The 11419-nt window shown below is 34.2% G+C and carries 9 protein-coding genes; 5 read left to right on the forward strand and 4 right to left on the reverse strand.

Annotation, left to right across the window (positions count from 1 at the left end; all coding sequences use genetic code 11):
- The first annotated feature begins 10 nt into the window (after positions 1-10).
- Positions 11-1912 carry an ABC-F family ATP-binding cassette domain-containing protein gene (locus tag ACKX2A_RS08105; protein ID WP_415328866.1) on the forward strand — a complete coding sequence of 634 codons (1902 nt, stop codon included), beginning with the start codon at positions 11-13 and terminating at the stop codon, positions 1910-1912.
- A 124-nt stretch (positions 1913-2036) separates the two neighbouring features.
- Here the strand turns inward: ACKX2A_RS08105 and ACKX2A_RS08110 are convergent, their stop codons facing one another.
- Positions 2037-3092: a Gfo/Idh/MocA family oxidoreductase gene (locus ACKX2A_RS08110; RefSeq protein WP_415328867.1), complete on the reverse strand. Its 1056-nt coding sequence runs from the start codon at positions 3090-3092 to the stop codon at positions 2037-2039.
- A 178-nt stretch (positions 3093-3270) separates the two neighbouring features.
- On the opposite strand from ACKX2A_RS08110, the gene ACKX2A_RS08115 reads away from it, so the two are divergent.
- From ACKX2A_RS08115 to ACKX2A_RS08125, 3 genes are all read left to right on the forward strand, one after another.
- On the forward strand, positions 3271-5457 hold the full coding sequence (locus ACKX2A_RS08115) for a TonB-dependent siderophore receptor (protein ID WP_415328868.1): 2187 nt from the start codon (positions 3271-3273) through the stop codon (positions 5455-5457).
- A 94-nt stretch (positions 5458-5551) separates the two neighbouring features.
- Positions 5552-6067 carry a hypothetical protein gene (locus ACKX2A_RS08120; RefSeq protein WP_415328869.1) on the forward strand — a complete coding sequence of 172 codons (516 nt, stop codon included), beginning with the start codon at positions 5552-5554 and terminating at the stop codon, positions 6065-6067.
- Positions 6068-6228: 161 nt separating this feature from the next.
- On the forward strand, positions 6229-6822 hold the full coding sequence (locus ACKX2A_RS08125) for a hypothetical protein (RefSeq protein ID WP_415328870.1): 594 nt from the start codon (positions 6229-6231) through the stop codon (positions 6820-6822).
- Positions 6823-6926: 104 nt separating this feature from the next.
- Here ACKX2A_RS08125 and ACKX2A_RS08130 read toward each other — a convergent pair whose 3' ends face one another.
- Complete coding sequence (locus ACKX2A_RS08130; protein WP_415328871.1) at positions 6927-7562, reverse strand: peroxiredoxin; 636 nt, start codon at positions 7560-7562, stop codon at positions 6927-6929.
- Positions 7563-7662: 100 nt separating this feature from the next.
- Here ACKX2A_RS08130 and ACKX2A_RS08135 point away from each other — a divergent pair, with 100 nt between their 5' ends.
- A complete protein-coding gene (locus ACKX2A_RS08135) occupies positions 7663-8544 on the forward strand; it encodes a mechanosensitive ion channel family protein (protein WP_415328872.1) in 882 nt (293 codons plus the stop codon).
- A 215-nt stretch (positions 8545-8759) separates the two neighbouring features.
- Here ACKX2A_RS08135 and ACKX2A_RS08140 read toward each other — a convergent pair whose 3' ends face one another.
- Positions 8760-10964, reverse strand: a complete 2205-nt coding sequence (locus ACKX2A_RS08140; protein ID WP_415328873.1) for a reprolysin-like metallopeptidase — start codon at positions 10962-10964, stop codon at positions 8760-8762.
- Positions 10965-10993: 29 nt separating this feature from the next.
- Positions 10994-11368 carry a hypothetical protein gene (locus tag ACKX2A_RS08145; protein ID WP_415328874.1) on the reverse strand — a complete coding sequence of 125 codons (375 nt, stop codon included), beginning with the start codon at positions 11366-11368 and terminating at the stop codon, positions 10994-10996.
- Positions 11369-11419 lie beyond the last annotated feature (51 nt).

Genomic DNA, 11419 nt, shown 5'->3' on the forward strand with positions numbered 1-11419 from the left:
CTCAATTCCAATGAATTACGTTTCGGCTGAAAATCTTACAAAATCTTACGGCATCAAAGTTTTATTTCAAGACATCACTTTCCATGTAAATGAAGGTGATAAAATAGCGATCGTTGCCAAAAACGGAAGCGGAAAATCTACCCTTCTGAAAATTTTGATGGGAAAAGAAATTGCAGACAGCGGAACAGTCGTTATTAATAAGGATATTCAAGTAGTTTTGTTTGATCAGGAAATTGAGTTCGATTCCAATCTTACGATCGATGAATTTATGATGACTTTGGATTCAGCGCCTATTTTAGCTTTAAAAAACTATCATAAATCCTTACATTCCACCGATAATGATTTCATTGAAAAAGCCTTACTGGAAATGGAAGCCCACAAAGCATGGGATCTTGAAAATGAAATGAAGCAGATTCTTTCGCAGCTTAAAATCACCGATCTGGATGCAAAAATGGGAACGCTTTCGGGAGGGCAAATCAAACGTGTTGCATTGGCGAAACTTTTGACAGAAACCAGAGCTGAACATCGCCATACTTTATTGATTATGGATGAGCCAACCAACCACCTTGATGTAGAAATGGTAGAATGGCTAGAAAGCTATCTAAGCAAAGCAAAAATCACTTTACTTTTGGTTACTCACGACCGTTATTTTTTGGATGCAGTTTGTGGAATTATCTGGGAAATGGAGGATAAAAATCTTTATGTTCACAATGGTTCTTACGCAACGTATCTTGAAAATAAAATGATTCGTGAGGACAATCTGAATGCAACCATCGACAAAGCCAACAATCTTTACAGAAAGGAATTGGAATGGATGCGAAGACAACCCAAAGCGAGAACTACAAAGTCAAAATCCAGACAAGAAGACTTTTACGAAACTGAAAAAATAGCGAAAACGGACACCAGAAAAGAATCTCTGGAGCTTGATTTCGAAATGAAAAGGCTTGGAAATAAGATTCTAGAGCTTAAAAATATTTCTAAAAGTTACGGTGATAAACTATTGTTAAAAGATTTCAGCTATTCTTTTCAGAGAGGCGAAAAAATAGGAATTGTAGGAAAAAACGGAGCCGGAAAATCGACTTTATTAAATATTATTCAAGGGTTTGAGCCTAAAGATTCCGGAGAAATTGAAACCGGAGAAACCATAAAATTCGGTTATTTTTCACAAAAAGGACTAAAATATAAAGAAGATGAACGCGTAATTGATTTTATTAAAGAAATTTCTGAAAATTTTCCTTTGGCCAATGGAAGAACTATCTCTGCATCGCAGTTTTTGAGATTGTTTTTATTTGATGACCAAACGCAATATTCACCAATCTCAAAACTTTCGGGTGGTGAAAAAAGAAGACTGCATTTGATGTACATTTTATATCAAAACCCAAACTTTTTGATTTTTGATGAACCAACGAATGATCTGGATCTTCCAACGTTGACGGTTTTGGAAAATTTCTTATTGAATTTCCAGGGAAGCTTAATTATCGTTTCCCACGACCGTTATTTTATGGACAGAATTGTTGACCATATTTTAGCATTTGAAGGAGAAGGAAAAATCAAAGATTTTATTGGTAATTTCTCAGAATATCGCGAAGCCAAAAGCCGTGAAGAAGCTTTAGAAAAATCTTCAAATCAAAAAACAGAGCCTGTTAAAGAAATTGCTGCAATTCCTGTTCAACCTCAAAATTCTGTAAAAAAGAAAAAGCTTTCTTTTAAAGAACAAAAAGAACTGGAAACCATTGAAAAAGAAATGCCTGAGTTTGAAGAGCAAAGAGCAAAAATACTAGATCAATTGAATAATGAAAATGATTATGAAAAAATTGCAAAACTTTCTGCCGATCTAGAAAATATATCCGAAAAACTGGAAAACCACGAAATGAGATGGTTGGAAATTCAGGAAATTTTGGGAGAAGCTTAATGTGTTGAAGGGTGTGAGCGTTGTAGGGTTTTAGAGTTTGAGTATTGAAGTTTAATTCTCAAACTCTAATACTCTCCGACACTCAAACTCTAGAACTCTCCCACTCTATAATTCTAAGATATGATTACAAAGTAACAATCTTCCCTTCTTTCGAACTTTCCATTGCCGCATCGATGATCTTCATATTTTTAATCACTTCTCCGCCGGGTGATGGCAAATAATAACCGAAAACGATATGTTCATAAATATTTTGATAGTAATTCATATAATTTCCGGGCTCGCTGAATGTAAAAATTCTTTCGGTTTCTGAATTTTCATTTAAAAAATTCAAAATTCCGTCGGCTTCTTTTAAAGGCTGAGTCCAGTCTTCACCGTAAGTTGGAATTGATCCTGAAACCAGTTCATTTTCCTGATTATCCGTTCTTTCCTGTAAAAAACTTCCCTTTTCTCCGTGAATTGCATAAGCGTAATGTGCTTCTTTAGTGAAAACTGAAGATTTTAATCTTACCCTTAAATCATTTTGATAGAATAAAATAATTTCAAAATAATCATTGGCAAACTCCTTTCCTTTCATTGAAAAAACATCGGCAAATAACTTTTCAGGAAAACCAAAATATTGCACCGCCTGATCTACCAAATGTGATCCCAAATCATGAAGAGATCCAGATCCTGTAGCTTCCGGATTTTCTTTATGGGCTTTTCCACTCGCCGTTGTACGGAATCTATCGAAACGAATTTCCACTTCTTTTAAAGCTCCTAATTTTTCTTCATTCATGATTTTTTGAACCTGAAGATAATCTCGGTCGAACCTTCTGTTTTGATAAACGCTTAAAAACAAACCTTTTTCTTCAGCCAGTCTTACCAATTCTTCTGCTTCGGCAACATTTACAGTAAAAGGTTTTTCAACTACAACATTTTTTCCGGCTTCCAGAGCCATTTTTGTATGTTCGAAATGCATCTGAACGGGAGTATTTACAACTACCAATTCAATATCTGCATTTACAAGCATTTCTTCAACCGAACGATAAATTTTTGCATCGGGATATTTTTCTTTAGAATCCTCCTTACTTCTTTCGACGATTGCCGACAGAAAAAATCCCGGATGTTCTTTCAAAAAAGGAGCGTGAAATACTTTTCCACTCATTCCAAAGGCGCAAAGACCAACTTTTACCAATTGCATACTATTATTTTTAACAAATATATTTATAAATATTTTACATTAAAATCCTACTCATGATTTACAAATAATTAATAATGAAAATAAATGATAAAAATCATTGTTTTTATTTTGAATAAATCTAAATAACAAATATCTTTGCGCCTTATTTAAAACCACTCTAAATAATAATAAACGTAAAATGAGAAAGCAGCTAGTTACCTTAGGATTACTATTCACAGCCGTATCTTTGGGTGCACAATTGAAAAACGTTGAAGCTGATACCGTTAAGATCCAGACGATCGAGGATGTCAACCTTCATAAAACAGGAAATCCCAACAAAGCCAAATCATTTTCTACAAAATCGAATCTGACAGTGATGGAAACGCCACAACCCATTGCTATCGTTACTCATGAAATCATTGAACAGCAACAGGCTAAGCAGTTGAGTGATGTCATTAAAAACGTAAATGGAATTTATCTTACTTCTGCAAGAGGAGGATCCCAGGATAGTTTTGGTGGACGTGGATTTACTTTTGGAAACGATAATATTTTCAAAAATGGAGCAAAAGTCAACAGCGGAGTTTTCCCTGAAGTAACTGGTCTTGAAAGAGTTGAAGTTTTAAAAGGTGCTAATGCAATGTTATATGGTAATGTTGGTCCTGGAGGAATCGTTAATTTAATTACAAAAAAGCCTAAATTCCAGTTTGGAGGAGCTTTGGGATTCAGTGCAGGAAGCTGGAATTCTTACAAACCGACGGTTGATATTTACGGACCTTTGTCTAAAAATATTGCTTTCAGAGTAAACGGAGCTTATGAATATGCCGAAAGCTTTAGGAATCTTGTAGAATCTAAAAAGAACTACTTCAACCCTTCTTTTGTCTTTAATTTAAGCGAAAACACTCAATTAATTGTAGAAGGAGATTATTTATACCATACTTTCACGCCCGATTTCGGAATCGGAAGTGTTACAGATAACGCTACAGGAATTTCAAGATTAGCAACTGAAGTTGATAGAAAACAATTTTTTGGAGCAAACTGGCAATATCAGACAAATCAACAAGCTACCACCGATGTTATTTTAAATCATAAATTTAATAATAATTGGTCATTAAATACTGTTGCTTCTTATCAAAATTATACTAAAGATTATTTTTCTACAGAAAGAATTCAGTGGACTTACAATTCAAAAACAAATAATTTTAATCCAAGCTGGACAAGGCCTGTAGGAAGAAGCTACAACGAGCAGAATTACACCTCTCTTCAAATTAATTTAAATGGTGAATTTAAAACAGGAAATATTGCTCACAAACTTTTGGTTGGAACCGATGGCGATTTTGGCCAAGCGGATGCGCAAAATTTTAAACTAAGTAACGCGAATTTAGGTACACTATTATTAAATGATCCTTCAACCTGGACTAATGAGGGAGTAATGCCAACTGCAGACAAAACTTACAGAAGAAGAATTTCCACGAGAAGATTTGGAGTTTATGCCCAGGATCTTATTGAATTAACAAAATCTTTTAAAGTTTTAGCGGGTATTCGTTATTCATACTTAACGAATGGTGAATCGTCAGATAAAATATTTATGCAAGGGTTTACGCCTCCTGCAACAAGTGCCAAAACAGAAGATCATGCTTTTTCTCCTAAAGTAGGTTTAATTTATAACCCAAATGAAAACCTTTCTGTGTTTGCTACTTACACAAATTCTTTTGTCCCAAATACCGGTTTTGATTTTGATACAAGGTCTGCATTAAAGCCTTCTACTGTAGATCAATATGAAGTGGGTATTAAAAAGAATTTATGGAATAATGCAATTGCTGTTAATTTAACTGCTTATCAGATCAATAACAATAATACTTACACAACTCCAATAAACAATCCTACAGGTGATACGACTTTAAGAATTTATGCAGGAGCTGTAAGAAGTCGTGGTGTAGAATTAGATATCACAGGAAACCCATTTACAAATCTTTCTTTAATAGGAGGGGTTTCTTATAATAACTCCGTTTATACAAAAACTCCGGATAATGGTTTTGTAGAAGACCAAAGACTGGTAAGAACACCTGCTGTAACTGCAAATGCATCGGTTTTCTACACATTTGCAAATTTTGCAAAAGGATTAAAAGTTGGAGCAACTGCATTTTATACCGGAGAGAGAAAAGCAGGATGGAACGACGTAAAAGGTCAAACACAGCTTACAAGAATGATCGACGTTGATGGTTTCACAACTGTAGACCTAAGTATTGGCTACGAATGGAAGAAATTCATGCTTCAAGGAAAAGTGGGTAATTTATTTGATGTTGTAAACTACAACGTTCACGAAAATTATTCTGTAAACCCCATTACACCGAGAAATTATTATTTCACACTGACTTACAAACTTTAAAATTTTTAATACTATTTAATAATTTCTACAGTAAAGTGGAAGTTGCAATTTTGCAGCTTCCACTTTTGAACTTTAAAAAAACAAACGATAAGATATGGATAAAATTAAAGACACGAGAAGTTTTATGAGAATCACTCACCGTTATCTGGGATATTTTCTTGCCGGAATTATGGCAGTTTATTCTTTAAGCGGAATACTACTAATTTACAGAGACACCGATTTTCTAAAAAAAGAAAAAAAATACGACAAGGTAATCGAAAAAAATCTTGATGAAAAAGCTCTTGGAAAAGAACTCAAAATAAAAGGATTTGAATTTGAAAAAACAGAAGGTACCATTCTGAAATTCAAACAGGGAACTTATAATGCTGTAACTGGTGAAGCAAAATATTCTAAAAAAGAACTTCCATTCTTATTGGATAAGATGACAAAACTTCACAAATCCCAATCCAAAGACACACTCTCACCATTAAATGCATTTTTTGGCATATCATTATTCTTTTTTGTCATATCGAGCTTTTGGATGTTTAATCCTAAAACCAAAGCTTTCAAAAGAGGTATAATTTTCACAATCGCAGGACTTATAGTTTCTATTATTTTGTTATTTTTTTAATATTATAATAATTTTAATCATAATATTAAAATAAAAGAATATTAATTTTAGCTAAATTAACATTCTTTATTGAAAATCACTCAACCTTGGCTGGTATGGCACATTTATTGTTTTTAGATCCTTATCAAGTGATAAACATTAATTATTAAAAATAATAAATTATGAAAAAACTAATCTTAACAGGAATATTAGCCGTAGCTGGTCTTGCTACAACTGCAAATGCACAAATTCAGCAAGGAAACTGGTTGGTAGGTAGTAGCTTACTATCTAGTAATTTCGGATTAAACACTGGTGGTGGTTACAGCATAGCTTTACAGCCAAAAGGTGCTTATTTCATTAAAGATAATGTATCAGTTGGGGGATATGTAAATTTAGGTATCAGCAAAGTTACCAACGGTAGCCCTACAAGATTTGATTATGCAGTTGGAGGGTTAGGTCGTTACTATCTTTCTCCTGGAGAAAAGGGTGTAGACAATTTATTACAGCACGGAAGATGGTTCTTCGAAGGTAACGTAGGTATCGGTGGATCTTCTGTAGAAAACGGAAATTCTACGACAGGTCTTGACTTCGGTGTTGGTCCTGGTTATTCTTACTTTATTACTCCAAATATTGGTCTTGAAGGTTTGGTAAAATATCAGGGACAGGCTGGTTTCGGTAGCGAAGGGCTAAACTCTAACATTACATTCAATGTAGGTTTCAGTATCTATATTCCAACATCAAAAGCTAAGCAAGTAGCAAGAGATGTTGCACAATAAGCAATCACTTCACATTCACATACACGTATAAATGAAATCGCCGGGGAAATTTTCTCCGGCGATTTTCGTACAAATTAAAACTAAACTATAAAAAATCAAATAAATCATGTATTAGGTTGAGGCGTATATCTTAGATACGGCTTTATTTCTGTCACTCCTTTAGGAAAGATTTTTCTTGCATCTTCCGTGGAAATGCTGGGCGGGACAATGACGTCGTCACCATCTTTCCAGTTGACAGGCGTTGCAATCTTATGCGAATCTACAAGTTGTAAAGAATCCAGAACTCTCAGGATTTCATTGAAATTTCTTCCTGTTGAAGCAGGATAAGTGATAATTAATCTTACTTTTTTCTCCGGATCGATAATTAATAAAGAACGAACCGTCGCAGTAGCAGAAGCATTCGGATGAATAAAATCATACAGCTCAGAAATTTTTCTGTCTTTATCCGCAATAATAGGAAACTGTACATTTGTATTCTGAGTTTCATTAATATCCTTAATCCAGTTTTGATGATCTTCTACTCCGTCTACACTCAAAGCAATAACTTTGGTGTCTCTCTTCTCAAATTCCTCCTTCAGCTTTGAAGTATATCCCAATTCCGTTGTGCATACCGGTGTATAATCTGCAGGATGCGAAAACAAAATTCCCCAGGAATCTCCCAGATACTCATAAAAATTAATATCACCCACAGAAGTTTCAGCCTGAAAATTGGGTGCGTTATCTCCTAGTTTAATTGACATAATATTTTATTCTTATTAGTCTACAAATTTAGTAGAGTTTTTGAAACTGGCAAAATTTTTGTTGAAAATTTCTATATTTAATGTAAAATAATTTCACTTCATGCAAAAAAACGGTCTAAGTTATATTGATGTTGTTTATAAAGTTTTGCAAAACTGGTACTTAAAATTTGCAGAACTTACCCCAAAATTAGTTGTAGGAATCTTAGTTTTCACTTTTTTCCTGATTTCAAGTAAATATTTAAGCCAATTGGCGGTAAAGATTTTTCACAAATTATTTCCAAAAAGCAAAAAAGAAAGTTCTTTAAGTACTATTATCGGAATTTTCAGATTCATCATCATGATGATGGGAACTTTCATTGCCCTGGAGATTATGGGATTCAGTAATTTTCTTTGGAAATTTATCGGAAGTTTAGGAGTTGCCGGGGTGATTGCCGGAGTTGCATTAAAGGATCTGGTTTCCAGTATTTTCTCCGGGATGTTGATCGGGATTGATAAAGCTTTTAAAGTTGGGGATTATATTACAATTGGCGCGCATTCTGGAACGGTTCAGGAAATTGGTTTTTTAACAACAAAAATCATTACAGACGACGGAAAGAAAGCATACATTCCGAATCAGGTTGTATTTAACGCACCGTTTTACAATATTACGGCTTCACCTCAACGAAGAATAATTTTAAATTTTGAAATTCCAGCCGATGAAGACATTAATAAAGCTCAAAAAGGAATTTTAGACGTCGTAAAGAGTCTGGAAAATGTGGATAAATTAGATACTGTTGAAGTTATTTTCACAGATTTGAAACAAGGTGTTTTCAATCTTCAAGCAAAATTCTGGATGAAAGTCGGCGCAAATATGGTTCAATTAAAAAGTGAGGCTTTTTTAAAAATTAAACAAAGACTGGATTCTGATAATATTCAATTGGTAACACCGACGAGTATAAGTATTACAGGAGGAGAAAGTTTGATTAATGAAAATCATGATTAATCTGAACATAGGCTGAAAAATCCCGTTAGTTCGAGTGATTTTCGTAATGAAATGAAGAAAAATGTATCGAGAACCTTTATTGTAAAAACTTGTCTATATAATTTTTTTTAAAATTTACTTGAAGTGACGACGTTAATAAGTATCAAATTCAATCATAATTAAAATAAAAAAAGCAGCCTTTACAAGCTGCTTTTCTGTTTATTTTAAATCAATAATTATTTTTTAATGATTAATTTTTCAGTTATTTTTGTTCCGTTATCCAAGATAATTGAAATCAAATAATTTCCATTAATTAAATCATTTACTTTTAATTGAGTTTCACCTTTAAAATTTCCATTTTTAAGCAATCTTCCTGAAGCATCAAATAATGTGTAACTTGCTTTTTGAGAAGCATTTTTCAATGAAATAATCACAACATCATGTGAAGGATTCGGATACATTGAGAAGCTCTTAATATCTGCCTCTGCCGTTGCCAATACAATTTGATTCACTGAGAAACTTGCTGAATTTAAAGCATAATAAATATTTCCGATCGCCTTCACCATAATTCTTGCCGAAGAAATATTTTCGTTCGGTAAAGAAACTGTTGCAGAACCGTTGTTAGGAACACTCGCCGCCAAAACTGTATTGAATGTAACGCCACCATCTTTAGATAACAAAATAGTCACATTCTGAGTGTTGATCGCTCCTGTATTTGTTCCTGCAACATTCCAGCTTACAGGAATTGTAGAATTTCCATCAAATACAGTATTGTTGGTTGTTTGAGAAGTCACAGTAAAAGGACCATCATTCGTTACAGTTACAACCATCGCATCTCTTGCAGCCTGATTTCCTGTTGCTTTATTGTCATTAACCAAAAGAGAGAAATTCAATGTTCTTGCAACACTTGGTGTAACTTCCCATTTTGGAACTAAATTATTAGCCACAACAGAGCTCAATACCGGAAAATATCTTGATGGTGAAGTTGTAGGCATTAAAGAACGATAAACAGGTCCAACTGTTGCCGTAGCCAAAGGAGGTTGTGTATTGTTGGTGTTGTCATACTGTTCCCACAAATATGTAAGCGGATCTCCATTAGGATCTGTTCCTGTACCTGTTAAGACAAATGCTGTTCCTTTTGGAATACTGAAATCTGCTCCCGCATCTGCTGTAGGAACTCCATTGTTATTAGAAGTTTTTACAGCACAGTCTGTCGATCTTTGCAGGACTGCATACATTTCTACTACACTTGCAGCATGAAAGTATGCATCACTATTGTTCTGGACATTATTATTCGCTCCGCAAATTCCTGCATAAGCCATAATTGTTGTTCCACTTCCCGGTTCATAAGCTGTACTGTTATTGGCATTTCCGCTACAAGAAGAAGTCGCCGCTCTGAATGTATGATTTGCTCCAAATTGATGCCCGATTTCGTGAGCTACATAATCGATATCGAAAGGATCTCCAACAGGCGCACCCGAACCTGTAACTCCACGAGCTTTGTTTCCGGAAACACAAACAACGCCTAAACCAGCCAATCCACCACTATTTGTACCGAAAACGTGCCCGATGTCGTAGTTTGCAGCACCAATAACAGTATCTGTATTGGTTTGGTTTTGTGAAATCATCGTACCTGGAGTTCCGTTTGTAAATGGATCTGTCGCAGAGTTTGTATAAACGATAAGGTTATTGTTCGCAACCATAAGCATCGTTGTAGAAATCGTTTTTTCATAAATCCCGTTTACTCTTGCCATAGATGTAACCATTGCTGCCATTGCTGCAGCAACCGTTCCACCGTGAAAAGTTGTGTACTCTCCGGTTGCAGATAAAGCTAGTCTGTATTTTCTGAATTGTCCGTCAGAAACCAATGGTGCTTTATTGGTTGATCCGTTATTACTTAAATCATCCAATTCGCTTTCGACACTACATTCGAAAAGTCTGTCATTTTTCGGTAAATCTTTTCTTTTGTATAAAATGAAAGATGAATTATCTTTAGTATAACTATCCAAATAACTCACATCCCAATTATCGAAATACATAACACTGATTCCTGTTTGTGGAGTTACACTGAAGCGAATACTATTTTCAGGATGATCTTTTTGCCAACCTGAGTAAGCTCGCATTTCAGGAAACTTTGCTTGTAATTCAGGTTCCATTACAGAGGCTTCCTGAACTATGTAATCTCTTACTTTTCCGTCTGAATCTGGAAATTTAATGACTAAACTTTCATCTTTTGAGAAACGTTGTGGTGCATTTTTAAGATCTGCTTTGATTTTGCTTAAATCTAATTGATACAGAGAATAGTTTTTCGGAATCGTCCATCTTGGATTAAGGTTTTCTTTGCTAACTCTGTTTTCATTTAATTTTGACCAATAATTTTGTTGTGCAAAACCTTGCGCTGCGACCAGGAGGCACGAGACGATAAATGTTTTAGCTTTCATGAGTGGGAGGTTTTTAATTTATTAATGTTTTAATGTTTCATGATAATTTTTTTAATTAAAATTCGATCCAATAATTTTAAAAGAATATTGGGAGAAATTCGGCTGCGTTTACTAAAATCGGGATTTTCGAATTCTTTTATTTTGATGTAAAGTATATTTTTATTCAAATTAATATTTTCTATGATCACATCATTTGAATTTTTTAAGTGAGGTTTAATGATAATATAAGTTTCATTTTCCATCACCGTCGGAATGGCAGCATATCGATTACCTTGATTTTTCTGATGAATAAGATTAAAAACCTCATCCATTTTCTTCTGAGAGTCGATTATGAGAAATTCTTTTTGAGTTAAGGTAAAAGGATAATGATAGTTGTCTTCGAATGAAATATCTTTTTTCTGCACCGCTTTGCTTTTGCCAGTTTGAGATTGACAATTTATGAATAAAAAAAGGAA

It is taken from the genome of Chryseobacterium sp. MMS23-Vi53 (genome assembly GCF_047651245.1).
In the GTDB taxonomy this organism is placed as follows: domain Bacteria; phylum Bacteroidota; class Bacteroidia; order Flavobacteriales; family Weeksellaceae; genus Chryseobacterium.

Coding starts and splice junctions, on each gene's coding strand:
- ACKX2A_RS08130 (WP_415328871.1), bottom strand. CDS start 7,562: ATGTCAATTAAACTAGGAGATAACGCACCCAATTTTCAGGCTGAAACT.
- ACKX2A_RS08110 (WP_415328867.1), bottom strand. CDS start 3,092: ATGCAATTGGTAAAAGTTGGTCTTTGCGCCTTTGGAATGAGTGGAAAA.
- ACKX2A_RS08105 (WP_415328866.1), top strand. CDS start 11: ATGAATTACGTTTCGGCTGAAAATCTTACAAAATCTTACGGCATCAAA.
- ACKX2A_RS08140 (WP_415328873.1), bottom strand. CDS start 10,964: ATGAAAGCTAAAACATTTATCGTCTCGTGCCTCCTGGTCGCAGCGCAA.
- ACKX2A_RS08135 (WP_415328872.1), top strand. CDS start 7,663: ATGCAAAAAAACGGTCTAAGTTATATTGATGTTGTTTATAAAGTTTTG.
- ACKX2A_RS08125 (WP_415328870.1), top strand. CDS start 6,229: ATGAAAAAACTAATCTTAACAGGAATATTAGCCGTAGCTGGTCTTGCT.
- ACKX2A_RS08120 (WP_415328869.1), top strand. CDS start 5,552: ATGGATAAAATTAAAGACACGAGAAGTTTTATGAGAATCACTCACCGT.
- ACKX2A_RS08115 (WP_415328868.1), top strand. CDS start 3,271: ATGAGAAAGCAGCTAGTTACCTTAGGATTACTATTCACAGCCGTATCT.